This window comes from Flavobacterium sp. NLM, assembly GCF_002210235.1.
In the GTDB taxonomy this organism is placed as follows: Bacteria; Bacteroidota; Bacteroidia; order Flavobacteriales; family Flavobacteriaceae; genus Flavobacterium; species Flavobacterium panici.
The window spans coordinates 1-23,924 of sequence record NZ_LIAC01000021.1; the positions used below are offsets into that span (position 1 = coordinate 1).

Genomic DNA, 23,924 nt, shown 5'->3' on the forward strand with positions numbered 1-23,924 from the left:
TAGACAATGATTTAAGAAAATACTACATCAGAAAAGTTGATGAAGGAAAGAATAAAATGAGCGTTTTAAACGCTGTGAGAAACAAAATAATACATCGGGTTTTTGCGGTAATAAAAAACCAAATCCATTATCAAAAAGATTTGGTTTTATCATAGAAATCGAAATGACAATATTATGGATAAATTTGAAATTAATAGATTGTCAGTCTGAGCGAAGTCGAAGACCTTATGCACAATAAAGTCCTTCGACTTCGCTCAGGATGACATTTAGGATAATTGTTTAAGCAAAAACCTCAAAATGTTCGACTTTCTCTTCAAATTCTAATAAAAAGTCATCATCTTCAGGATAATATTTTGCTTTTTCGAAATCGTCTCCTGCAAAATTTTTAATTACTTCGAGATTTTCCCAATATGTAATTAGCGTAAAATGTGCTTCGTTGTTTTTGATATTTCTTAAAAAAGACAATTTTACAAAACCAGCTGTTTTTGAATAATCAGGAATTGCAGTGTCATTTATGAATTGGGTATAAGCTTCATAATCTTCAACTTTTGTTTTTCCGTGCCATATTCTTGCGATCATAATGGTAAGTTTTTAAGATTTAATAACGTATTCCTGAACAATAATCTATTAACAAAGGAAGATTTTCTTCATTTAAATAATCTTTAAACTTCGTTCTGTGAAAATCAAGTCCTAATTTTTCAATTTTAGTGGTGTCAATCCTGTGATTTTTATCGATCATCCATTTTACAAAAACTAATGAATCAATGTTACGAAGTGCCGGACCAGTGCTTTTGGCGTCTAGTTTATGGCAAGCAGCACAATTAGCGTTAAAAATTTCTTTTCCCCCATATTGTTTTTCTGTTAATTTAGGACTTTCTGTTCCACAAAAGGGAACAGGAATTTGACAATTTGTTACAGGTTCATACGTTTTTATTTCATAGAACATTACTCCAACGAGTAGAATTATCAAAGTAATTGAAAACAAAAGGATATGGCGTATTTTCTTCATTTGCGAAGTTTGGAATTTGGAATTTTACTTTTGGGTTTTAATCAATCGAATATATTTCCTCCCACATTCTGAAAGCTTTGTATAGGAATTCATCGAGTTGCCATAATTTTGAATTGTCAATGTGTCTTTTACATAAGAAGCTTCGATTCCAACTGGGATTTCTAATTCTTTTGAAGAAGTTTCAGAATCCGAAACAGAATCATTTTCTTCTTCATGACTTATATCGCCTTCATATTCATCCCATTTTATACCTTCGAGAATCAAATATTTTTCTCCATATTTTTGGATTTTAAAAGTCGCAATTCCTTTAAGCTGTCTGGTTTTTGTTTTTAAGAAATAAGAATACCCGCTTTTTGTTTTAGTTATTTGTAAAGAAAGCTGACAATCATCAGAATCGTTTTCTTCGGCTTTTGTTTCATAAGTGCCTTCTATCAATTTTTTGTCAAATGGCTTTGGTAAAGTAACAGTAACAATTTTTTTTGAAATGGGAGTTTCAGAAACGGGTTTTTTGTCGTTACAAGAAAAAAGGAAGACAAAACTAAACAACAAACAATAATACTTTTTCATTTCTTAATTAAGATTATTAAAATTAAATCTGTTTATATCTGCGAAAATCTGCGTGCCAAAAAACTAAACGCTTTTATCTTTGGAAAGAACAAACTTTAAATAAGCAAATCCCAAAACGCCGGAAAGTACAGAAGCTATAATAATTGATATTTTAGAATACAGAATTGTTTCGGGATCTTTAAAAGCCAGGAGCGTAATAAAAATAGACATTGTAAAACCAATTCCGCCCAACATTCCGGCGCCTAAAATATGCGCCCATTTTAAGCTTTTTGGTAAAGCACATAATCCGGCACTTACGCCAATGGAAGAAAAAAGAGCAATTCCCAAAGGTTTTCCTATTACGAGACCAAGAATAATTCCAAATGTATTGGGATGATTTAATCCAGCATGCCAATCAGAATTTATGGCGATGCAAGTATTCGCAATTGCAAACAAAGGCAAAATAAAAAATGCCGAAGGCTTATGTAAAAAATGCTGCAATTTATAAGAGGACGATTTTTCGCTGCAGTCTCCAAACGGAATCACAAAGGCTAAAATAACGCCCGTTATTGTAGCATGAACTCCGGAGTTTAACATAAAATACCACATTATTACGCCGCCAATTAAATACGGAATTAGGTTGTAAACTTTCATTCGGTTTAAGAGAAATAATAAAATCCAAATTCCCAATGCAATGCCTAAATTTAAAAAGGCAATTGATTTTGTGTAAAAAACAGCGATGACAATTATGGCGCCCAAATCGTCTATAACGGCAAGTGCGGTTAAAAAGACTTTTAAAGATGCGGGAACTTTGTTTCCTAAAAGAGATAAAATTCCAATTGCGAAAGCAATATCTGTCGCCATTGGAATTCCGGCACCGTTTTGCGTTGCCGTTTTAAAATTTAAAGCTAAAAATATAGCGGCAGGAACCAGCATTCCGCCAAAAGCAGCCATAATAGGCAATGATGCATTTTTTATATTGGAAAGTTCGCCATGATAAATTTCGCGTTCTAATTCTAAACCAATCAATAAAAAGAAAATCGTCATTAATCCGTCGTTAATCCAATGCGTGATCGAATGTCCGCCCAGATCTTTTTCCCAAAAAGAAATATATTCCGTCGCATAAGACGAATTTGCGGCAAACAAAGAAATAATCGTAACAAATAATAGAAGCAATCCTCCTGATTTTTCGTTTTCAAAAAAGGCTTTAAAAGTCTTGGTCAATTTCATTTTAGAAAGATTGTGTGATTTAGAAAAGAGAGAATTTCTTTGAGGCTTGTTTTTCAAAGTTAAAAAAAATCTGACCAATAAAAAAGTTTAGTTCGAGAGGGACAAAGGTTCAGAGGTTCAAAGGGACAAAGGTTTCGCCAGGTTTTATCGTAGAGACGCACTGCAGTGCGTCTAACCCAATTTGAGAAAAAAACCTATGCTCATTCTATGTCATTTCGACGAAGGAGAAATCGCACTCGTGAATCTATAAAGAGAATCGCCAATCTTTGTCGAGTTTCTAGTGCGATTTCTCGTTCCTCGAAATGACAAAACGAGAGGAATTATTTCAGTTAAAAAATAATAAAACTTTTAATATTTTGGACACATTTATGAGTCTTATTTAAAGAAAATTATTACGACTTTTGTGATAGTAACATTCCTAATCTCAAATAGGCAGAATAAAAGAGCTGAAGTAAATACCACAACTAAACTCTTGTAAAAATCTTAAATGCTTTAAATCTTGAATTTAAAGAAATGCTAGATTTTACTTTTAAATAGAAATTCGGCTAAAGCCTTTCCCTTTTAACATAAAAAAACCTCCAGTTAAAACTGGAGGCAATTTACTTATAAAAAAATAAAATAATGACTACAGAAAACCTTTCACAAGAATTTGAAAACAGATTAAAAGACTTTTTCATACACAGTATTGATCCTGAAGATATGGCCAAAACGATACGACAAGTAAATCATGCTCTTTCATTGTGCTCTATGCGCGGATGTGAAACTTTGGAATCTGAATTACCTAATATCGATGATAATTTTTATTGGCTCAATAAATTGGCAGAAGTTCTTGATCCTTATCTGGATGTTGATTAAGTAATTGAAATTGTGTTTTCATTTAAAAATGGAACAATTAAGAATTAGCTGTATTTTTGTTTTAATAAAACAGAATAAAAAATGAGTGTAAAAATTCTTCATATCGACAGCAATCACCCTATTCTTTGGCAACAACTTGAAGAAGCGGGTTTTGAAAATCACGCCGATTTTAAATCTTCTAAAGAAGAAATTGAAGCTAAAATTCAGGATTATAACGGGATCGTAATTCGCAGCAGATTTAAAATTGATAAAACATTTCTGGACAAAGCGACCAATTTACAGTTTATTGCACGTGTTGGTGCGGGTTTAGAAAGTATTGACTGTGATTACGCTTTATCTAAAGATATTGAACTAATCGCCGCTCCCGAAGGAAATCGAAATGCGGTTGCAGAACATACTTTAGGGATGATTCTTTCTCTTTTTAATAAATTGAATATTGCCGATTATGAAATTCGTTCGGGTCAATGGAACAGAGAAAGTAACCGTGGTCACGAACTGGATGGAAAAACGGTAGGGATTATTGGTTATGGAAATATGGGTAAAGCATTTGCAAAAAAACTGAGAGGGTTTGATGTCGAAGTTTTATGTTATGATATTCAGGATAATGTGGGAGATGAAAATGCCAGACAAGTTTCATTAAAGGAACTTAAGGAAAAAACAGATGTTTTGAGTCTGCACATTCCGTGGACTCGAGAAACGGATAGAATGGTTGATGCTGCGTTTATTAACGAATTCAAAAAGCCAATATGGATAATTAATACTTCGAGAGGTAAAAATATTGTTACGGCAGATTTAGTTGAGACAATGAAAACCGGGAAAGTACTTGGTGCAGGTCTTGATGTTTTGGAATATGAAAAGCTGTCTTTTGAAACTCTTTTTCAGGATAAAAATACTCCCGAAGCTTTTCAGTATTTATTAGACGGGCGAAAAGTAATTTTAACGCCTCATATTGCAGGTTGGACTTTTGAAAGTCACGAGCGTTTGGCACAGGTTATTGTTGATAAAATAAAAAAAGTGTATTCGAAGTAAATTATTGATATCAGAATTTAATTACTTCTTGATTTTAATAAAATCAGTTTAGTTTTTAATAACAAGGCAATTCTGTAAAAGTAATGTTCATTATTAGTTTTTAAAATTATTTTTGTTTAATATTGTTTTCGATTTTTTTAACAAAATTTTAGAAAAGGAGAAACTGAAAATCCTAAAAAGAGTAGGGGTAAACTAACTAATTTATTAATTTATGATTGAATGGTACAAAAAAGTGGTTTTTGAAAACTATGCAAACTTTAAAGGTCGTGCAAGAAGAAGTGAATATTGGTATTTTGCACTTGCAAATGGTATAATTTCATTTTCATTAATAATTATTGGAGTTATACTTGGGACAATATTTGGTGACGCTATGACAGGAGGAATCATTGGATATGTTCTTGTGATACTTTATTCATTGGCAACACTTTTTCCAAGTTTAGGTGTATTAGTTAGAAGATTACACGATGTTGGAAAAAGCGGCTGGTTTTATTTTGTTGCTTTTATTCCATTAGCCGGCCCAATCTGGATTTTGATTTTATTATGTACAGATGGAGACTACCCTAAAAATGATATCGAAGAAATCAATGAAATTGGTAAAGTTGAATTGCAATAATTAATTAACTAAATATATAAAAATGGAGACTACAAAACCAGAATCTTGGAATACACCATCTGAACCAAAAGCAGAAAACAAAAAAGTTGTTGCCGGAATCCTTGGAATCTTATTAGGTGGATTTGGAATTCACAAATTTATCTTAGGATATACACAAGAAGGAATTATCCAATTAGTAATTACTCTTGTTACTTGCGGAGTTGGAAGTATAATTGGTTTCGTTGAAGGAATCATTTACCTGACAAAATCAGACGAAGAATTTTACCAAACTTACCAAGTAGGTAAGAAAGGCTGGTTCTAAAAACATATTTATCCCATTTGTATCATAACAAATGGGATTTTTTTTGCCCGATTATTTTTTAATTTAAATACTAATTTTAAGAATAAAACTATGGAAAACACACAATCAGAATTTGGAGGACCAAAACCAGAAAACAAAAAAGTTGTTGCTGGAATTCTAGCTATTTTATTAGGAGTATTAGGAATTCATAAATTCTATTTAGGATATAGTAAAGAAGGCATTATTCAGCTTGTTTTAGGTCTTTTATGCGGAATAGGAGGTTTAATAGGCTTAATTGAAGGAATTATTTATCTGACAAAATCAGATGAAGATTTTTATCAAACGTATCAAGTTGGCAGAAAAGGCTGGTTTTAATCCTGAAAAGTAAAACGAACTAGTTTTAAAACAAAATTGTAAACATAAAATCCCATTTGTATAAGCAAATGGGATTTTTTTATGTACAGATTAAATATAATTCCTCTATTCGAAGATTGATTCATAAATGTCTTTTTATAATACTTTGATGGCTTTTAGTGGTTTAAGCTTTATGTTTAAGGGGGTAATATTGCGGGTTTTTAGAAATAATTAAGAAGTTAAAAATTAGATTTATTATTATGGAAAACGAAGATTTAAATTCAGGAAAAGTAGAGAATAAAAAAGTTACTGCCGGGGTTCTAGGGATTTTGTTAGGATCATTTGGAGTACATAAATTTTATTTGGGTTATCAAAAAGAAGGAATTATTCAACTTATAGTTACTTTAATTACTTGTGGTTTAGGTGGAATTGTTGGTTTTATTGAAGGTATTATCTATCTAACAAAATCAGATGAAGAATTTTACCAGACATATCAGGTTGGTAAAAAGCCATGGTTTTAATCCTAATAGAAAAGTAAAACGACTAGTTTTTAAATAAAAATTGTAAATAAAAAATCCCATTTGTATTAGCAAATGGGATTTTTCTATTTTGGAGTAAATCTGATTAATCTTCTTTCTCAGATAATTTACGTTCTAATTCTATTTGAAACTCTTCAATAACAGGTTTCATAGTGCTTTCTGGAATATCTGCGATTCTAATGTACATTAAACCATCGACAGCGTTATTAAACAAAGGATCGACGTTAAAAGCAACCACACGTGCATTTTGCTTGATGTACTTTTTAATTAAAACTGGCAAACGTAAATTTCCAGGTTCTAATTCGTCAATAATTTTATCGAATTTATTTAAGTCAGATTCAGCTTCGTCAAAAATAAAGTCTTTATCTGCGTCTTTCAGTTTTACTTTATATGCCTTTTTCGGGTGAATGTATTGTGCAATATACGGATCGTAATAATTTGATTTCATGAACTCAATCATAAGTGATTTAGAGAAATCTGAAAACTGATTACTGATACTCACACCGCCTAATAAATATTTATGTTCAGGATAACGTAATGTAGTGTGAATAATTCCTTTCCATAATAAGAATAAAGGCATTGGTTTTTGCTGATATTCACGAATGATAAAAGCACGTCCCATTTCGATCGATTTATGCATCATATCATGCAATTCGGGTTCAAAACGGAATAAGTCAGTCAGATAAAAACCTTCGATGCCGTATTTCGGGTAAATCTCAGCCCCTAATCCCATACGGTAAGCACCTGCGATTTTTTTAGTTTCATCATCCCATAAAAACATATGGTGATAATATTGATCGTATTCGTCAATGTCAATAGATTCGTTAGTTCCTTCACCAACTTCTCTAAAAGTAATTTCACGAAGACGTCCAATTTCATGTAAAATATTCGGAATTGATTTTGCACGTGCAAAAAACACTTCATAATTTTTACTCTGTAATAACCTGCAGTCGCTGTTTCTTAACGCCTGAACTTCATCAATCATTTTTGATTCATTCGCCGGCGTAACGATTTTTTTGGGTGCTTTAGGAATTTTTAAACTTGCTGTGTCAATCAATTTGGTGTCTTTTTCAAAAGGATTGGCAAGCATATAGGTTTTCTTTCTTAAGAATTCTGAGTATTCTTCAAAAGATTCTATTTCATTTTGTTCGCTTACAGAAATTGGTTTCCCAATACGAACTTTAATAACACGGTCTTTTTGTGTAAGCAGTTCTGACGGAAGTTTTGCAGTACGCAGCGTATCATCAATTTTAGAAAGCCAATAAAATAATTTACTGTTTTTAGCGTGAAAGTATATCGGTACAACCGGAACTTTGGCTTTTCTGATTAATTTTAGGGCACCTTCTTCCCAAGGTTTATCTACTACTAATTTTCCATCTTTATAAGTCGAAACTTCCCCGGCAGGGAAAATTCCCAAAGGCTTTCCGTCACTTAAATGACGCAAAGTTTCTTTGATTCCAACAACGCTCGATTTAGCATCCTTATGATTTTCAAAAGGATTAACCGGCATGATGTATTTTTTTAGCGGAACAATTCGATGCAATAAGAAATTAGCGATAATCTTGAAATTTGGTTCTCTTTCAAGCATTAATTTCAAAAGCAAAATACCATCAATTCCTCCAAGCGGATGATTTGAAATGGTTATATAAGCGCCATCTTTAGGTAAACGTTTTAAATCTTCTTCAGGGATTTCGAATTTGATTTCCATCTCATCCAAAATTCCATTTAAAAACGCAACATCCTCTAAATGTTTATTATGATCGTAAATTTTATTAAGGGTAGAGATCTTAAGAACCTTCATAAGAATCCAGCCTGAGAAGGTACCAAGCACTCCGTACTTCTCAACATTTATTGCCTTTGCAACTTCTTTCGCGGTAACTAAACCCATGTACTATTTTTAATTTATTAGAGCAGCGAACAAAGATAACAAAAAACTCTACTTTTCCTTTATTCAATTACAAACTTTCCTCTTTTTTATTACATTTGGAATCCTAAAAAAAATATCCATATGAAAATTATTTCTTATAATGTAAACGGAATTCGTGCTGCAATTACTAAAGGTTTTATCGAATGGCTTCAGGCGGCAAGTCCAGATGTTATCTGCCTTCAGGAGATAAAAGCTACTCAGGATCAGATTCCTGTCGAAGCAATAACGGCTGCCGGCTATCCGTATCAATATTACTATCCTGCAACAAAAAAAGGATATAGCGGTGTTGCAATATTATCTAAAATAGAACCTAAAAAAGTGGTTTACGGAACTGGAATTCATCATATGGATTTTGAAGGCAGAAATTTACGTGCTGATTTTGATGATGTTTCGGTAATGAGTTTGTATCTACCTTCTGGAACTAACATCGAAAGATTAGATCATAAATTTATGTTTATGGATGATTTTCAAACCTATGTTAACGAATTGAAACTGACGCTTCCAAACCTTATTATTTGCGGCGATTACAATATTTGCCACGAAGCAATTGATATTCACGATCCGGTTCGTAACAAAACGGTTTCGGGATTTTTACCTGCAGAACGTGCCTGGCTGGATAGTTTTATGAAGTCTGGTTTTATTGATAGTTTCCGTCATTTTAATAAAGATCCGCATCATTATTCATGGTGGAGTTACCGCGCAGGAGCCAGAGGAAATAACAAAGGCTGGCGTATCGATTATAATTTAGTGAGCGAAGTAATGGGGCATCGTTTAAAACGTGCCGTTATTCTTCCAGATGCCATTCACTCAGATCATTGTCCGGTTTTAGTTGAAATTGAATAAAGTTTGGTATTGTTCTTGTTGAAAGAACTGCGGTTCAAAGATTTAAAATATACATTCCATTAAAACTATGAAACATTGGAATTTGGAATTTTTGAATTTAAAATATTAAGAATTATTATCGCCCCAAATAAAAAACAAAAGTAAAATGATTAAAAAAGCCTCCATTGGATTAGTAGTTTTGGCATTGTCTGCAACTTCTTGTGTATCCAAAAAGATTTACAATGATCTTGAAACAAAATATTCAGATCTAAAAAAAGAAAACCGTTCTATCGCTGACGAAAATGCAGATTTAAAAACAGCAAAAAATCAGTTAGAGTTAGACCGAGATAAACTAACAAAAGATTTATCGGCAACAAAAGATGACCTTGCCAAACAAAAAGCTGATTTAGCTGCAGAGCAAAAGAAATACAAAGTATTACAGGATTCTTATAATGCATTAGAGAAAAACAGCAACGATGCATTAGAAAGTAATATGGCTAAAAACCGTGATTTGCTTGCTCAATTAGAAGCAAAATCTAAAAAACTGGCCGATGAACAAGCACGTTTAGATAAAACAGCAAACCGTTTGAAAGAACTTGAAGATATGATTGCTGCTAAAGAAGAAGCAATGCGCAAGCTAAAAGAAACTTTATCTAAAGCTCTTAACGGTTTTGAAGGTAAAGGTTTAACAGTAGAACAGAAAAACGGTAAAGTATATGTTTCTATGGAAAACAAATTACTTTTCAATTCAGGAAGCTGGGCTGTTGGAACAGAAGGTAGAAGAGCCGTTGTAGAACTTGGAAAAGTTTTGGGCGACAATCCGGATCTTTCTGTTCTTATTGAAGGACATACAGATGATGATCCGTATGCTGGTTCAGGACCAATTGCAAACAACTGGGATTTATCGACTAAAAGAGCAACAGCAATTGTAGCTATTTTGAGCGAAAACAATAAAATCAACAAACAAAAACTTACAGCAGCGGGAAGAAGCGAATTTTCTCCTTTGGCAAGCAACGCCACTCCGGAAGGAAAAGCTAAAAACCGCAGAATCGAAATCATCTTAACACCAAGATTAGATGAAATCGCTGAAATGCTTAATAGTATAAATTAAGTTGCTAAGGTTCTGAGGGACTAAGATGCTAAGATTTTTAAAAAGGGTTCAAAGTTTTACTTTGAACCCTTTTTTGTTTCCTGCAAGGTTTTGAAAACCTTGTAGGTTTAAGTTTAAGTTTGTTGAGAATAGATAACAATACCTACAAGGTTTTCAAAACCTTGCAGGAAACGAAGGCATAAAAATCTTGTACTTTTTTTAACCTTTGTCAAATTTAGATTTGTAAAATCCCTTTGTACCTTTGCGCCTCTGCAACTTTGAACCTATAAAGAAAAAAATGAAATACACTACAATCCCAAACACAGATATAAAAGTTAGTAAAATAAATCTTGGAACGATGACTTTTGGTCAGCAGAATACAGAAGCTGAAGGTCACGAACAAATGGATTATGCACTTGAACAAGGCGTAAACTTTTTTGATACAGCCGAAATGTACTCCGTTCCGGCACGTGAAGAAACTTACGGAAGTACAGAAAAAATCATCGGAACATGGTTTAAAAAATCCGGAAATCGCGATAAAGTTGTTTTAGCCTCTAAAATTGCAGGACCAAACCCGAATTTTACTTATATGCGTGAAAAAGGAGATTTTTCTCCGGCAAGTATTAAATATGCTTTAGAAAATAGTTTAAAACGCCTTCAGACAGATTATATTGATTTGTACCAAATGCATTGGCCGGAACGTAAAACAAATTATTTCGGACAGCGTGGTTTTAATGGTCATGATGATGCGTGGGAAGATCATTTTAGAGAAATCCTTGAAACGTTTGACGGATTAATTAAAGAAGGAAAAATTAAACATATTGGAGTTTCAAATGAAAACGCGTGGGGAATGATGCGTCTTTTAGAGGAAAGTAAATACCAAAACCTGCCAAGAATCAAAACCGTTCAAAATCCTTATAATTTATTGAACCGCCTTTTTGAAGTGGGTTCTGCCGAAGTTTCAAAATATGAAAATGTTGGTTTATTAGCATATTCTCCTTTAGCATTTGGAGTTTTAACGGGTAAATTTTTAACTGGCGAAGCACATCCAAATGCGAGAGTTAATCTTTTTCCGCAATACACACGTTACAAAAGCGAACAATGTACACAAGCAACAAAATTGTATCAGGAAATTGCTAAAAAACACGGATTAACATTGACAGAACTAGCAATGGGATTTGTTTTGCAACAGCCATTTTTGACCAGTGCGATTATTGGTGCAACAACAATGGAACAGTTAAAAGAAAACATCGCCACAATTGATGTAGTTTTATCAAAAGAAATTATAGCAGAAATTAACCACGTTCAGGCGATTATTCCAGATCCGGCGCCTTAATTATTTGCTAAATAGGGCTTCGACTACGCTCAGCCTGACAATTTCAAGAGACTTCTAAATTTCAAGTGTCAGCCTGAGCGTAGTCGAAGGCCTTTTATAACACAAATTCCACAAATTAACACAGATCAGTCCGTGAAATTTGTGGAATTTGTGTTTAAATGTTTATCCATTTATAAGTTCAAAGTTTGATCTTTTGGATATTTCACTTTATAACTAATTCTGAATTTTTTGGTTTCATTTGGTTTTAACTGCAATTGCCAGGTTAATATTCCGGTTTCGGCATTTACTTTTGCCGAATCACTTTGCAGTAATTCTACTTCAATATCTTTATTTGTAGTCAATGGATATTGATCTTTCAAAAGCAATTCAACCGCTTCTTTTTTGTTATTTCTTACTGTAATATCAAAAGTAAAAGTCTGTTCTTTTTTAGCAGATAAAAACTTAGTTCCTGATTTATCTGCGACTTTTTCACGTTTGATAGATACTTTTTTGTCGCGTCCCATACTCAGGTTCAAAGTATCGCTGGTTTGATTCGGTTCAATAAACGTTTTACCAACATACATTCCTTCAAAAATAATATTCGCTTCGCCTCGCAATAAATTGTATTTACTGTAATCTGCAATTTCAGCAAGTAAAAAAGCATCGTTTTCCACTTTTGGAACCGCATAATATTTATACGTTGCCGGAAGTTTTATTTCTTTTAAAGAGACGCTGTGAATTTTTCCATTCGATAAAATATCATATGGAATATCAATATCAAAAGAAATATTAAGCTGGTTTTCCGCAACTGTTGTGTAATTCGAAACAGAAGATTCTGCTATCGCAGGTGCAGCCATTTCCGTTTGGACACCTGCTATTTTATCTTTAAAAACACTTCCCTGCAGCTGATTCCTTTTTTTCTGTGTTCCATAACCAATAGTCACAACTTCATCATTATATACCTGATTCGCCAGAAACCAAGAACTCAATATTGGCGCCTGATTATTTTGATTTGGATAACCGCTTGAAAGAGTCAGTTTTACTTTTTTCCAGTCAATTCCTGTATTTTGAACCACTTGTGCTTTGTACATCATATTAATTGGAGCCGCAACACTTTCGGTACGCAAATCATAAAAAGGAGACCAGCCAGCATTATTGGTTAAATAAGATATTTCTAAAGGAACCGGCCCGGCTACACTATTCATTACCTGAACGATTAGTTTTCCAGACGAAGTTTTTTCTTCTTTGCTTGTATCCACTTCAAGTTTATTATTAAGTTTTTGAAGCGTTTCGTCCAGTTTTTGCTTTTTCTCTGTCAGCGTATTTATGTTGTTAGCAATTTCAATTTGTTTGCTTTTATAATACTCCACCATTTTCATTAATTCGGCAACATTCAATCCAGAATTTACGCCGGAAATCTGTTGGTTTTTGTCTAATAACTGAATGGTTTTTGTTTCAGAATTGATAGTATTATTTACTTTCTGAATTTCCTTTTGAACCAAAACAATACTGTCACGAACTCTTTTCAATAACGGCGATTTAGGATCAGTTTCATATTCTGAAATATAATTATTGGTAAACTGAACCGAAAGCACCGTTACACTTGCAGGCGTACCAATTTGGATAGAACTTTCATTTAAATTTACTGCCACATTTTTAACTACAATTTCGCTTGTTCCTAATGGTAAAGTCGTACTTGCAGTTTGAGAAATTTCGGCAGCATTAAAATATACCGTTGCCGCTTTTACTTTTGCAGTGGTGAAAATGGGTTTTTGCGCAAAGGCAAAAATGCCTAAAAATAATAAAAGCGCCGTTGCATGTTTCTTAATCATTGGAGTATAATTTAAAGTGTTATAAAAGTATAGATGACAAAATGAAGTGAAAGGTTGGTTTAATAATACATTACTAAAAGAATTTTCTTTTTAGAATTATCGATCATTTTTTCAATTACGCCAAAAAACTTTTCGTTAACCATTGGGCATCCCAAACTATTACAAATAGGATTTATTTGTTCTTCAAAAGGAATATCTACATATTTGTGGAGGACGATATTTCGATCGAGAGCATTACTATTGGTTTTGTCTAAACCGTATAATTTGTATGCTTTTCCAAAAGTTCCAAAATAAGAATTACCAATTGCATATTTGCCAAGTGAACTGCAGTTAGAATCTTTGGTATTGCTAAATTGTAGTTTTCCGGCAATTCCGGTTTCAGATCCGGAACCGTGGCCAACCAAACCTTTGTTCAATATTTTGTTGTGTTTTAAGTCGTAAACAAAAAACCGGTTTTTTCCAGATTCAATCTTCATATCTAATAAGAAGACAACATTTGAATTGTATTTAGGAGCTTTCCCCAAAAAATTCCTAATCTCAGTTATCTCACTTTTTAGTTTCTCTTCGTAGGAGTAAACCGGTTTTGAACTTGTAATGATTTTTGGCTTTTCTTCCTTATTGTTACAGGCAAAACTCAAGCCAAAAATGCTCAGCCAAAGCAAAAAGAATATTTTCTTTTTCATGTTTCAGGATTTGCAGTACGATTTATTTCTCAACCGTATAACCTTTCACTTTTGCAAAAGCAACTATCGAAGTATTAATCGTGTTACCAAGATCGTCTTGCTTTTTAGTTTTCTTAGCTTCGGTATCAATATACGCCTGACGTTTTTTAGCCAAAACACTAATCTCTTTTTGGATTGTTTCTCTTTCCTTCGTTTTCTCAGCTACGATTTTTTGCAATTCTTCAGTCGATTTACCCTGAAGTTCAGCGGGAAGTTCTTCTTTTCTAATTTTCGAAAGAGCTGCTGCATCATCTTTTGTTTTATCGACCAAATCCCAGCTTTCATTTTTATAAACCGCTTTTGATTTGCTTACGGCGCGGTCTGTATAGTTAGCTTTCGAAACCTTTTTGGCATTTTGATCCTGCATAACCTGGTTCATTTTTTTGTCAGCTCCTTTAGCACCATAATTAATGTAGGTTTTGTTTATTTTTTCATCGCATTTAGTGATTTCATCGTCATATGGCGTTGCGATATATTCAACAGATTGATTGGCGTCGATATTAAAATATTTCCCTTTTCCGATGTCAGCGCCATCCTTCCAAAATATGTTTATACCTTCCGTTTTATTGCCGCAAAAAATCGTGTTTACATAAATATCATTTTTTAAAGCACTGCTTATGGCTTCTTTATAGCTGATTTTTCCCTGATTGAATCCCTCGTTTCCGGCAATGTAAATCAGTTTCATACTGTTGTTCTCGTCTGCCCATTTTAATTCTTTTGTCGCATCCTGAATTACAGCGCCGCAATATTCATTTCCGCCATTGGTTCTAAGTGCAAATAATTGCTCCGAAATCAAATCCAAATCTGTTGAAAGCGGCGTAATTTGTCTGATGTAATTTGATTTTTCTGATAAGCCGCTATTTCCATATTCATACAACGCTATTTCGATATCTGGAGTTTTTCCTTCGTATTTTAAAGTCGTCAAAGTATTCACGATGTTCCATAATCTCGATTTGGCCTGATCGATTAATCCTTCCATACTGCTCGAAGTGTCCAGCAAAAGTGCGACCTGAATTTTGGTAGCCGTAACGGAATCTGATTTCTTAATCTCAGTTTTATTTTTTGGATTTGCATTCGCTGAATTACAGCCGGCAATAGAAAACACAGTAGCAAAAAGCGCGGAAATAAAAAGATTTGATTTCATAATTTTAGTTTTAATTGGATGATTACAGATCAAACTTAAAAACTAAAAACGCGCGCTTTTTGCACAAATGGTGAAACGGTATTTTGACTTGGTGAAATGCTTCTGCCAGATTAATGAATTGGTCGGGCTGTAGTTGTATTCAATGTTTTTAAATCACCATTTGCAGTCACCAGAATAAATTCTTTCTCTGTTTTGTCGGCTTTTAAAGGTTGTTTCTTTTCTCTGCTAATCGCCATTTTAACCTCATATTGTACTTGAATAACTGGTTCTAAAACAGTAGGATTAATAACGAAATCAAATTCTTTATTAAATACAGGCTGATAATAAAGTGTAACAGATTTACTAAGCTGATTAACGTTTGCCGCTTTTTTTAAGTTTAAAGAAGAACCATTGTAAGCTTCATACGATTTGTACATTTCTACTGGAACATTTACGATGTAATCGTCGGTGATTCTTTTTTCGGCATTTATAAATGTTTCGCCAAGCAATTCCTGATAGTTTTTAATTTTTTCCTGAACCAAAAGTTTTGCTTTTAGCATCATTTCTCTCTTAACCGTTTCTAATGTATTAGAGAAATAATCCACTCGTACCAAATCGTATATTTCGTTATTAGATAAAATAGCAATAAACTCATTAAGCTGATTTGGGTCTGAAAATTTGATATGAATGTTTTTCTTCAACTCAAATCCAGCCGGAACTTCATTATAAGTTTTACGGTTAAAAAGCTTTTTCTCTGCTTCATATTCATAAGCAGGAACAAACGAAATCATATCGACAAAAGTTTCCACGCCTTTTTTAAGTTTAATGGCATTGAGAGACTGCGTAATTCTTTGATCAATTAATTCATTTACTTCTTTAGTGGTTTTACCCGTTTGAGTTACACTGAAAATTGCCGTATAAGCATCTGCTTTAATATTGGCAAGCCCTTTTACGCTTACCACAATATCGCCATTTGAAGGGAAATTTGTGTCGATCGTATTATTGTCGTTATTATAAGATTGCGGATTTTTATAATTGACATTTCCCGAAGCCTGGCCAATAATAAATGAAGAAAATAGAAGCGCTAAAAATGTAAAGAATAGTTTTTTCATGATTATAGTTTTTAAGAATTAGTGGTCAAATGTATTGATCGAAAAAACGTATTTTTGACAGAATGGGTCAACAGGCTGTTTGACTTGGTGAAAAATATAGGATAGGAATTTGAAATTAGGTTACTTTACATTTCTAAATAACATATTGTGAAACGTCATTTATTAATTGGTTTTAGTCTGTTTTGTTTAGTGCTACTGTTTCCACAGCGAACAATAGCGCAGGCATTTCCTGTGCAGAAAAGTGAAAAAAGCCAGCAGGTCAAAATCAGTAAAGCTGCCGACGATTTATCGAAATCATTAAATGAAAATGATGAAGCAAAAATTGCTCAGAATTATGAAAGGCTGGCGAATGAATTTTTAAATAACGGTGATAATGCCAAAGCCGAAGAATATTTTAAAAGAGCATTAAACAGTTATACCAAACTAAAACTAACCGACGATAAAACCCGTGTAACGCGAAGCTTAGCCAAAACACAGGAAAACCAGAAGAACTTTGATTCGGCAATTAAAAATTATGAAGTTGCGGGTTCATTAGCAAAAGATGTTTCTGAAGAAAAGATAAATTTAAACGACGCTAACCGACTTAAAAATCAGTCGAATCCGGAGAGTCAAAAGGGTTATGTAGATTCTAATATTGAATTGCTGAAAAAGGAAAAGAAAAGCCAGGAAGTTACAGATGCGTACGTGCAAAAAGCGCAAAATTCATTAGATTTAAAAGATAAAAAGGTTGCTATTGAAAGCTATAAAAGAGCATTAGTGTATGCAAAAGACAAACCGGAATCTGTAATTAAAATCAAGAATGAAATTGCAAAAGTGTATGCCGAAGACAATCAGTTTGATAAAGCCGTAAGCATCAACGAAAAACTACTTGCCGAAGCCAAAATCAATAAAGATTATAATACCGAAATAAAACAATTGCAATCGCTGGCATCTCTTTATTTTCAAAAAGCAGAAGCTGAAAAAGCAATTTCATCTTTGAAACAAGCGTATGATTTATCGTTTCAAAAAGGAAATTCGGCGGAAGCCAAAAAAAGTTTGTCTTCTTTAATTAAATATTACAAAACAAAAGGCGAGGACAAAGAAAGTATGGCTTTGTACGAACAGTTTTTTGAAAACTTCGAAAAGCTCATTCATTCTGATACGACTTTAATTGATGCTAAAACGTTTCAGATTACCGAGGATAAAATTCGTCAGTTAGAGAAAGAAAAAACCTTGAAGGACGAATTGATTTCAAAGAAAAACACCTTCAATTATTTTCTAATTGGTTCAGTAATTTTACTGCTGCTTTTGTTTACGTTTATTTCAAAAGCATTGTATTCCATCAGAATAAAAAATAAAGAAATCGCTTTGCAGTCTTTGCGTCGTGAAATGAACCCGCATTTTATTTTCAATAGTTTGAATAGCGTGAATCAGTTTATATCTGAAAATAAAGAACTGGAAGCCAATAAATACCTGACTTCGTATTCAAATTTGATGCGAAATATGATGGAAAATTCCAATAAGGATTTTATTTCTTTGGATAAAGAAGTCGAACAGCTTAAGAAATATCTGGATTTAGAACATTTGCGTTTTGAGGATAAATTTGATTTTGAAATTATTGTAGATGATTCGCTGGATGCTGAAAGGGTTTTTGTTCCAAATATGATTATCCAGCCACATTTAGAAAATTCAATTTGGCACGGATTGCGCTATTTAGATAAAAAGGGGTTTTTATCGCTTCGGTTTGATTATAAAAACGGAAAAATAATCGTTACGATTGATGATAACGGAATTGGTTTAGCCAAAAGCCGTGAACTCAAAACAACAAATCAAAAAATCTATGAATCCCGCGGTTTGAACAATACAAAAGAACGAATTGATCTTTTGAACGAATTATATAAAAAAGATATTTCATTTAAGATTTCGGAGAAAGAAGGAGCAGAGAAGGGAACTATCGTTGAAATTGTTTTTCCATTAATTGACAAAATATGATGACACTGCAGAAGATAAAAAGTGTAATTGTCGAAGATGAACTTGCTGCGCGCGAAGTGCTTAAAAATTATTTAAGCAAATACTGTCCGCAGGTTGAGGTTGTGGGTGAAGCTCAAAATATAAAAGAAGCCGTTCCGCTGCTTCATGAAGTGAAACCACAATTGGTTTTTCTGGATGTCGAAATGCCTTTTGGAAATGCTTTTGATGTATTGGAAGCCTGTAAAGATTTACATTTTGAAACCATATTTGTTACCGCTTTTTCTGAATATTCATTGAAAGCCCTGAATCAGAGTGCGGCATATTATCTGTTAAAGCCCATAAGTATTGAGGAATTGATTGTTGCGGTAAATAAAGTACAGCATCAAATAATGAACAATGAAATCTTTAACCGAAATAAAATCATCGTAGAAAACTTTCACGAACAAAAACCGGAAAAGCAGCAAGTTATTCTGCCAACACTTGAAGGTTTTGAAGTGGTAAAAATGGAAGAAATCGTGCGCCTTCGCGGTAACGGTAACTTCACCGATTTATATCTCAATAACGGAAACAAAAAAATGGTCTGCCGATTTTTGAAACACTTTTCAGAGATTTTACCTTTGCCATTTATTCGGGTTCATAAATCGCATATTATTAATATGAATTGTGTGAAATCGTATAATAAAGGCGGGATTGTTACACTTAATGATGAAACTGAAATCGAAGTTTCTTCAACTTATAAGGAAGAATTTTTAAGAAACTTTAGGTAATTCGTTTCCTGCAAGGTTTCCAAAACCTTGTAGGTATTAGAGAGTAAATAGTAACAAACACCTACAAGGTTTTGGAAACCTTGCAGGAGAAATGACAAAACTTTGTGACTTAGTGCCTTCGTGGCAAATACCTACAAATCAAATTCCTCATCAGTAGATAAAGAATCATTTTTAACCGCAGTCGAATCCGGAGCTTTGATTTTTATTAACGAACGCGCATTTCCTGAAATGTAAACGGGTAATTGACCAATTGTATCTTCAGGAACTAAAAGACCACGACGGAACATCAAATTCTTCAAGAATTTTTGATTTTTCAATGCATAATCTTTCAGATTTCCTTCATCATTAAACTGATACATGAATTTTCTCGGCTTCGGAATAATCGTAGCCAAGTATAAACACTCATCAACATTTAAAGCAGACGGACTTTTTTGGAAATAAAAATGACTCGCTTCGCCAATTCCGTAAACATTTGGTCCCCATTCGATAATGTTGAAATAAACCTCGAGCATTCTTTCCTTGCTTACAATTCGGTTATTTTCTAAAATGTAAACTAATAAGATTTCTTCAAGCTTTCGCGAAAGCGTTTTTTCTCTGGTAAGAAAAACATTTTTAATCAACTGCATGCTGATCGTGCTCGCGCCGCGGGAGAATTTTTTAGTTCTAATATTTTTAAGAATCGATTGTTTGAAAGCTTCATTTATAAAACCACGATGTGAAAAGAACGACGGATCTTCGGTCGTTAAAACGCATTTTCTTAAATAAGGAGAAATTTGGTCTAAAGGCGTATAATTCGGATTTGCATTTCCAACCAAAACTGGTCTTTGCAATACATTTTGAATAATCGCACGATAAACAAATTCGCCGTTTAGTTTATTTAAATCGGCTTCGCCATATTTTGTAATTCGTAAATCTTCTTTGTTGAGTTTGCTGTCAAATACAAGTGTATTCGGTTTGTTTTTATTGAATTTGAAATCGAGTTTATAATCAAAATTCCCCGTTGCCTGCATTCCCTGAAAATGCGTAAACAAACCGTCAGGAAGTGAAACGATAAAATCCTGCGCTTTCATTTTCGGAATATCCACCTTTAAAGTATAAACTGTATCTTTTTCAGTGTCGTAAGAAACGTATGGACGCAGTTTGATTTTATTCAGCGTCATTGACGAAGTACTGTCAATCGAAATAAAGTCATCACCCAATAAAAATCTATAATCGAAACGTGCATTTTTTATAACAACATCTTTACTGGCAATTTTTGGATGGTTGATTTTTAGGTTTACGATTGAAGTAAAACCGTCAAGATGAAATTCGCTTCCGCTTTTATCAATATTTTCAACGTTTAAACGAATAGAATCAAAACTTGCTTTTAAGCCGTATCTTTCATCAAGATACGGAACGCGAATGGCTCCGGTATCTAAATTAAAAAACCGAATATCCGCTTTTTGGTTTCTAGGATCTGCAAAACCTTTTAAGTTCCAGCGCTGATCAAAATCTTTACTTTGGACATGAATACTGGTTTCAAGTTGTTTGTTGTTTAAAACCAGTTTATTTATCGCTACAGCGGTTTTTTTGCCGTTATCGTCAATTTTGAATTGGAAGTTATCCAAATTCATATCAGTCGGAACCAAATTGAGCAGTTTTGAAATAATACGATAAGCAAAAGCACCGTATTTTCGTTTTTCGCTTTTTTCAGAATCGTCACGATCTCTTTTTAAAAAAGCATCGAAGTTGCGGATTTTTCCTTTTTTAACTAATTGTATGTAACCGTTGTCGACTTTTAAAGTTCCAAGCTGAACATCGCCAATTAATAAATTACTTAAACTGACGCTGGTTTCAATGTTTTTAATTTTTAAAAGTGTATCGGCATTTTTGGGAACCAAAACTACATCGGTAAGTTTGATGCTTGATAAACCATTAAAAGAAGCATCTTTTATTGAAAAATCACTGTTATAATCAACAGCCATTTTGTGGGTTACTTTTGCAATTGCCTGTTTTAAAAGTGAATTGCGAAAAAAGTATAATCCAATGCAAAGCAAAATCAATACCAGGGCAAGTATTTTTAAAGCTTTGAAAATTTTTTGTTTTGGAAAATTCATAAAGTCTATTTCGTAAAGATTTTAGGATTGTTCGTTAGTAGGATGGTTTTTGCCACGAATTTCACTAATTTCTCGAATTAATTTGATGTGATATTTACTTTGGAATAGGTGCTAAATTTAAATAAAAAATTCGTGTTTAATTTGTGAAATTCGTGGCAAAAAAAAACTTAACCAAAAAGAATACTCGCGACATCTTCAATTTTTGCCACAAGTTCAATCTTGATTCCGGTATTTTTTAAAGCAATTTTATTGTATTTAGAAACAAAGATGGTGTCAAAGCCTAATTTTTCAGCTTCCTGAATTCTTTGATCAACGCGGTTTACAGGACGGATTTCTCCAGAAAGTCCAACTTCGCCGGCAAAACAAAAACCTTTTCCAACCGGAATATCTTCATTTGATGATAAAATGGCAGCAACAACGGCAAGGTCAATTGCAGGATCATCAACAGAAATTCCTCCGGTTACGTTTAGGAAAACGTCTTTTGCGCCTAAACGAAATCCGGCTCTTTTTTCAAGAACAGCCAAAATCATGTTTAGTCTTTTCGCATTGTAACCTGTTGTGCTTCTTTGAGGAGTTCCGTAAACTGCGGTACTTACCAAAGATTGGATTTCGATCATTAGCGGACGCATTCCTTCAAGTGTTGTAGCAATTGCGGTTCCTGACAATTCTTCGTCTTTGTGCGAAATCAATATTTCTGACGGATTGCTGACTTCGCGCAAACCGCTTCCAAGCATTTCGTAAATTCCGAGTTCAGAAGTTGAACCGAAACGGTTTTTTAACGAGCGTAAAATTCGGTAAATGTGATTTCTGTCGCCTTCAAACTGAAGAACAGTATCAACCATGTGTTCCAAAATTTTTGGTCCGGCGATATTTCCGTCTTTCGTAATATGGCCAATTAAAATAACCGGAATATTGGTTTCTTTGGCAAATTTGATCAATTCGGCAGTAGTTTCCCTGATTTGAGAAATACTTCCGGCAGTCGATTCAATATAATCAGTATGTAAAGTCTGAATAGAATCGATAATCACGATTTCAGGCTGAATGGCTTCAATTTGTTTGAAGATATTCTGCGTTTTGGTTTCCGTTAGAATGTAGCAGTTTTCACTGCTTTGCGTAATTCTTTCGGCACGCATTTTTATCTGCTTCTGACTTTCTTCTCCAGAAACGTATAAAGTTTTATAAGGTAATTTTAATGAGATTTGAAGTAAAAGTGTACTTTTTCCAATTCCCGGTTCTCCGCCTAATAGCGTTAAAGATCCCGGAACAATGCCGCCGCCCAAAACACGATTCAATTCGCCATCAGTAGTATCCATACGGATTTCCTGAGCCGAATCGATTTCATTTATTTTTAAAGGTTTCGGTGCTTTGCTTGTTGAGGTTGGTTCGCTTTTCCACGCTGTTTTTTCCTGCTTCTGAATAATTTCTTCGGCAATTGTATTCCATTCTTTGCACGCGTTGCACTGTCCCTGCCATTTAGAATACTGGGTCCCGCAATTTTGACAAAAAAAGGAAGTTTTAACTTTTGACATTATTTGGTTTTTTTAGCAAGCGTATTCATTTCGTCAATTTTCTCATACATCAAATCTTTATTCAAATCGCCAATTGGCTCCATTTGTGAAGCATTTTGGTATTTTTTTGAAGCATGTTTAGGATCGCCCATTTTTTCATACATCAAGCCTAATTCATATTCTCCTAACATGGCTTTTGGATAATTTACGTTTCCAATTTCAGCCATTCTTCCTAATTCATCGTAGGCATTTCTTTTTAAAATAATATTTTCAATTACTTTAAAGTCACTCATTCTAACAGGAATCTGAACGCCTAAAACTTCAGACATATCGTTGTATTTTTTTTGTAAATAATCGGCATAACCCGTTTGAAGAACCGCAATTTTGTCGTTAAATTCCGCAGAATTTATCGGTCTGTATATATCAAAAATCTGATATAATGCACTCGGAATCGAATGTAAAACCTCAGTATAATGCGTTGCTCCTTTAAATACTTCGTATTTATAATTCACTAACGGATTATTTGCGATTTTAATATTTCCGGCCAATTTTTCAATTGGTTCTTTTATTTTCTTGATATCACCTTCTCCAGCAGAAAGGTAATAGAATATTGGTTTTTGTATTTTGGCAAATTTTTCAGCAATACGAACTTCCATTTTTGGAGCAAGTTCCGGACTCAAACAAATGTATGCATTAAAAAGAGGTTCTTCTTTATAAAGATAAAAGTTAGCAAAACTTGCTGTTACATCATGACCTGCAATAATTCTGAAAGGAGATGTACGGTATTTTTTCTCTACATACGGAATAAGCTCTGAACCAATAAATTCGAAAAATTTTGCTCCTTTTTCAAAAGGCAGACCTTCGTTTTGATCAATTGTTGTATCGTCGTAACGTTCTTCATCTTTATTTTGATGAATACCAATGATAATCATCTCCGGAATATCATCCCAATAATTACCATAACTTATAGCTCCGGAAAACGGATCAAATAAATAATCACCATCTAATAAATATAAAACAGGATATTTTTTATCTGATTTTGCATCGTAAGAAGGAGGAAGTCCAATTGTTATTCTTCTTTCTTCTCCTAGTTTTTCGGATTGGATATTATCAAATTTTTTCTGGGAGAATACAGAAATGGAAATTAATGTAATGAGTAGGTAAACTTTTTTCATGATTTGTGGCATTTCAGTGAATTAAAAAGT

Annotated in this window: 22 protein-coding genes and 1 pseudogene; 11 read left to right on the plus strand and 12 right to left on the minus strand. The window is 33.5% G+C overall.

Translation table 11 applies throughout. The annotated features are described in order from the left end of the window. Nucleotides 1-279: 279 nt before the first annotated feature. From APR43_RS21705 to nhaA, 4 genes and pseudogenes are all read right to left on the minus strand, one after another. The gene (locus APR43_RS21705) at nt 280-579 is read right to left on the minus strand and encodes an antibiotic biosynthesis monooxygenase (RefSeq protein ID WP_205720343.1); all 300 of its coding nucleotides are present in this window, start codon (nt 577-579) and stop codon (nt 280-282) included. Between the two features lie 157 nt (nt 580-736). Beyond that, a pseudogene (locus APR43_RS24715) lies at nt 737-844 on the minus strand (c-type cytochrome); the annotation flags it as partial. Nucleotides 845-1,033: 189 nt separating this feature from the next. Beyond that, the gene (locus APR43_RS21715; protein ID WP_053474522.1) at nt 1,034-1,576 is read right to left on the minus strand and encodes a hypothetical protein; all 543 of its coding nucleotides are present in this window, start codon (nt 1,574-1,576) and stop codon (nt 1,034-1,036) included. A 63-nt stretch (nt 1,577-1,639) separates the two neighbouring features. Next, entirely contained in the window at nt 1,640-2,785 is a 1,146-nt protein-coding gene (gene nhaA / locus APR43_RS21720; protein ID WP_053474521.1) for a Na+/H+ antiporter NhaA, read from the minus strand. A gap of 621 nt (nt 2,786-3,406) precedes the next feature. On the opposite strand from nhaA, the gene APR43_RS21725 reads away from it, so the two are divergent. The 6 genes from APR43_RS21725 (at nt 3,407) to APR43_RS21750 (ending at nt 6,437) form a co-directional block, all read left to right on the plus strand. Beyond that, a complete protein-coding gene (locus APR43_RS21725; RefSeq protein ID WP_053473978.1) occupies nt 3,407-3,640 on the plus strand; it encodes a hypothetical protein in 234 nt (77 codons plus the stop codon). 81 nt (nt 3,641-3,721) lie between these two features. After that, nucleotides 3,722-4,669, plus strand: coding sequence for a 2-hydroxyacid dehydrogenase (locus tag APR43_RS21730; protein ID WP_053473979.1), 948 nt, complete (start codon nt 3,722-3,724; stop codon nt 4,667-4,669). A 211-nt stretch (nt 4,670-4,880) separates the two neighbouring features. Next, nucleotides 4,881-5,282, plus strand: a complete 402-nt coding sequence (locus tag APR43_RS21735) for a DUF805 domain-containing protein (RefSeq protein WP_053473980.1) — start codon at nt 4,881-4,883, stop codon at nt 5,280-5,282. 22 nt (nt 5,283-5,304) lie between these two features. Then, a complete protein-coding gene (locus tag APR43_RS21740) occupies nt 5,305-5,583 on the plus strand; it encodes a TM2 domain-containing protein (RefSeq protein WP_053473981.1) in 279 nt (92 codons plus the stop codon). Between the two features lie 90 nt (nt 5,584-5,673). Further along, on the plus strand, nt 5,674-5,937 hold the full coding sequence (locus APR43_RS21745; RefSeq protein WP_053473982.1) for a TM2 domain-containing protein: 264 nt from the start codon (nt 5,674-5,676) through the stop codon (nt 5,935-5,937). A 239-nt stretch (nt 5,938-6,176) separates the two neighbouring features. Beyond that, on the plus strand, nt 6,177-6,437 hold the full coding sequence (locus APR43_RS21750; protein ID WP_053473983.1) for a TM2 domain-containing protein: 261 nt from the start codon (nt 6,177-6,179) through the stop codon (nt 6,435-6,437). Nucleotides 6,438-6,540: 103 nt separating this feature from the next. Here the strand turns inward: APR43_RS21750 and APR43_RS21755 are convergent, their stop codons facing one another. Further along, entirely contained in the window at nt 6,541-8,343 is a 1,803-nt protein-coding gene (locus APR43_RS21755) for a GNAT family N-acyltransferase (protein ID WP_053473984.1), read from the minus strand. Between the two features lie 120 nt (nt 8,344-8,463). On the opposite strand from APR43_RS21755, the gene APR43_RS21760 reads away from it, so the two are divergent. The 3 genes from APR43_RS21760 to APR43_RS21770 all read left to right on the plus strand — a co-directional run bounded on the left by APR43_RS21760 (nt 8,464) and on the right by APR43_RS21770 (nt 11,630). Next, entirely contained in the window at nt 8,464-9,225 is a 762-nt protein-coding gene (locus APR43_RS21760; RefSeq protein ID WP_053473985.1) for an exodeoxyribonuclease III, read from the plus strand. Between the two features lie 145 nt (nt 9,226-9,370). Further along, the gene (locus APR43_RS21765) at nt 9,371-10,315 is read left to right on the plus strand and encodes an OmpA family protein (protein ID WP_053473986.1); all 945 of its coding nucleotides are present in this window, start codon (nt 9,371-9,373) and stop codon (nt 10,313-10,315) included. A 277-nt stretch (nt 10,316-10,592) separates the two neighbouring features. Further along, the gene (locus APR43_RS21770) at nt 10,593-11,630 is read left to right on the plus strand and encodes an aldo/keto reductase (protein ID WP_053473987.1); all 1,038 of its coding nucleotides are present in this window, start codon (nt 10,593-10,595) and stop codon (nt 11,628-11,630) included. A 170-nt stretch (nt 11,631-11,800) separates the two neighbouring features. Here APR43_RS21770 and APR43_RS21775 read toward each other — a convergent pair whose 3' ends face one another. From APR43_RS21775 to APR43_RS21790, 4 genes are all read right to left on the minus strand, one after another. Continuing rightward, nucleotides 11,801-13,441, minus strand: coding sequence for a DUF4139 domain-containing protein (locus APR43_RS21775; protein ID WP_053473988.1), 1,641 nt, complete (start codon nt 13,439-13,441; stop codon nt 11,801-11,803). Nucleotides 13,442-13,500: 59 nt separating this feature from the next. Continuing rightward, a complete protein-coding gene (locus tag APR43_RS21780) occupies nt 13,501-14,124 on the minus strand; it encodes a murein L,D-transpeptidase catalytic domain-containing protein (RefSeq protein ID WP_053473989.1) in 624 nt (207 codons plus the stop codon). Between the two features lie 22 nt (nt 14,125-14,146). After that, on the minus strand, nt 14,147-15,307 hold the full coding sequence (locus tag APR43_RS21785) for a vWA domain-containing protein (RefSeq protein ID WP_053473990.1): 1,161 nt from the start codon (nt 15,305-15,307) through the stop codon (nt 14,147-14,149). Between the two features lie 110 nt (nt 15,308-15,417). Then, nucleotides 15,418-16,398 carry an SIMPL domain-containing protein gene (locus APR43_RS21790; protein ID WP_053473991.1) on the minus strand — a complete coding sequence of 327 codons (981 nt, stop codon included), beginning with the start codon at nt 16,396-16,398 and terminating at the stop codon, nt 15,418-15,420. Nucleotides 16,399-16,545: 147 nt separating this feature from the next. Between APR43_RS21790 and APR43_RS21795 the strand changes: the two genes are divergently transcribed. Beyond that, on the plus strand, nt 16,546-18,369 hold the full coding sequence (locus APR43_RS21795) for a histidine kinase (RefSeq protein ID WP_053473992.1): 1,824 nt from the start codon (nt 16,546-16,548) through the stop codon (nt 18,367-18,369). Then, nucleotides 18,366-19,115: a LytR/AlgR family response regulator transcription factor gene (locus tag APR43_RS21800; protein WP_053473993.1), complete on the plus strand. Its 750-nt coding sequence runs from the start codon at nt 18,366-18,368 to the stop codon at nt 19,113-19,115. Before APR43_RS21795 ends, APR43_RS21800 begins: the two co-directional genes overlap by 4 nt. 131 nt (nt 19,116-19,246) lie before the next feature. Here the strand turns inward: APR43_RS21800 and APR43_RS21805 are convergent, their stop codons facing one another. From APR43_RS21805 to APR43_RS21815, 3 genes are all read right to left on the minus strand, one after another. Next, nucleotides 19,247-21,211: a transglycosylase domain-containing protein gene (locus APR43_RS21805; RefSeq protein WP_053473994.1), complete on the minus strand. Its 1,965-nt coding sequence runs from the start codon at nt 21,209-21,211 to the stop codon at nt 19,247-19,249. A gap of 167 nt (nt 21,212-21,378) precedes the next feature. Continuing rightward, entirely contained in the window at nt 21,379-22,740 is a 1,362-nt protein-coding gene (gene radA / locus APR43_RS21810; protein ID WP_053473995.1) for a DNA repair protein RadA, read from the minus strand. Beyond that, entirely contained in the window at nt 22,740-23,894 is a 1,155-nt protein-coding gene (locus APR43_RS21815; RefSeq protein WP_053473996.1) for an alpha/beta hydrolase, read from the minus strand. Before APR43_RS21815 ends, radA begins: the two co-directional genes overlap by 1 nt. Nucleotides 23,895-23,924 lie beyond the last annotated feature (30 nt).

What these genes read in the sequence shown, in the direction of transcription:
- APR43_RS21800 (WP_053473993.1), top strand. Translation starts at nt 18,366, where the DNA reads ATGATGACACTGCAGAAGATAAAAAGTGTAATTGTCGAAGATGAACTT.
- APR43_RS21755 (WP_053473984.1), bottom strand. Translation starts at nt 8,343, where the DNA reads ATGGGTTTAGTTACCGCGAAAGAAGTTGCAAAGGCAATAAATGTTGAG.
- APR43_RS21775 (WP_053473988.1), bottom strand. Translation starts at nt 13,441, where the DNA reads ATGATTAAGAAACATGCAACGGCGCTTTTATTATTTTTAGGCATTTTT.
- APR43_RS21730 (WP_053473979.1), top strand. Translation starts at nt 3,722, where the DNA reads ATGAGTGTAAAAATTCTTCATATCGACAGCAATCACCCTATTCTTTGG.
- nhaA (WP_053474521.1), bottom strand. Translation starts at nt 2,785, where the DNA reads ATGAAATTGACCAAGACTTTTAAAGCCTTTTTTGAAAACGAAAAATCA.
- APR43_RS21785 (WP_053473990.1), bottom strand. Translation starts at nt 15,307, where the DNA reads ATGAAATCAAATCTTTTTATTTCCGCGCTTTTTGCTACTGTGTTTTCT.
- APR43_RS21750 (WP_053473983.1), top strand. Translation starts at nt 6,177, where the DNA reads ATGGAAAACGAAGATTTAAATTCAGGAAAAGTAGAGAATAAAAAAGTT.
- APR43_RS21740 (WP_053473981.1), top strand. Translation starts at nt 5,305, where the DNA reads ATGGAGACTACAAAACCAGAATCTTGGAATACACCATCTGAACCAAAA.
- APR43_RS21745 (WP_053473982.1), top strand. Translation starts at nt 5,674, where the DNA reads ATGGAAAACACACAATCAGAATTTGGAGGACCAAAACCAGAAAACAAA.
- APR43_RS21815 (WP_053473996.1), bottom strand. Translation starts at nt 23,894, where the DNA reads ATGAAAAAAGTTTACCTACTCATTACATTAATTTCCATTTCTGTATTC.
- APR43_RS21780 (WP_053473989.1), bottom strand. Translation starts at nt 14,124, where the DNA reads ATGAAAAAGAAAATATTCTTTTTGCTTTGGCTGAGCATTTTTGGCTTG.
- radA (WP_053473995.1), bottom strand. Translation starts at nt 22,740, where the DNA reads ATGTCAAAAGTTAAAACTTCCTTTTTTTGTCAAAATTGCGGGACCCAG.
- APR43_RS21760 (WP_053473985.1), top strand. Translation starts at nt 8,464, where the DNA reads ATGAAAATTATTTCTTATAATGTAAACGGAATTCGTGCTGCAATTACT.
- APR43_RS21765 (WP_053473986.1), top strand. Translation starts at nt 9,371, where the DNA reads ATGATTAAAAAAGCCTCCATTGGATTAGTAGTTTTGGCATTGTCTGCA.
- APR43_RS21790 (WP_053473991.1), bottom strand. Translation starts at nt 16,398, where the DNA reads ATGAAAAAACTATTCTTTACATTTTTAGCGCTTCTATTTTCTTCATTT.
- APR43_RS21705 (WP_205720343.1), bottom strand. Translation starts at nt 579, where the DNA reads ATGATCGCAAGAATATGGCACGGAAAAACAAAAGTTGAAGATTATGAA.
- APR43_RS21735 (WP_053473980.1), top strand. Translation starts at nt 4,881, where the DNA reads ATGATTGAATGGTACAAAAAAGTGGTTTTTGAAAACTATGCAAACTTT.
- APR43_RS21715 (WP_053474522.1), bottom strand. Translation starts at nt 1,576, where the DNA reads ATGAAAAAGTATTATTGTTTGTTGTTTAGTTTTGTCTTCCTTTTTTCT.
- APR43_RS21725 (WP_053473978.1), top strand. Translation starts at nt 3,407, where the DNA reads ATGACTACAGAAAACCTTTCACAAGAATTTGAAAACAGATTAAAAGAC.
- APR43_RS21805 (WP_053473994.1), bottom strand. Translation starts at nt 21,211, where the DNA reads ATGAATTTTCCAAAACAAAAAATTTTCAAAGCTTTAAAAATACTTGCC.
- APR43_RS21770 (WP_053473987.1), top strand. Translation starts at nt 10,593, where the DNA reads ATGAAATACACTACAATCCCAAACACAGATATAAAAGTTAGTAAAATA.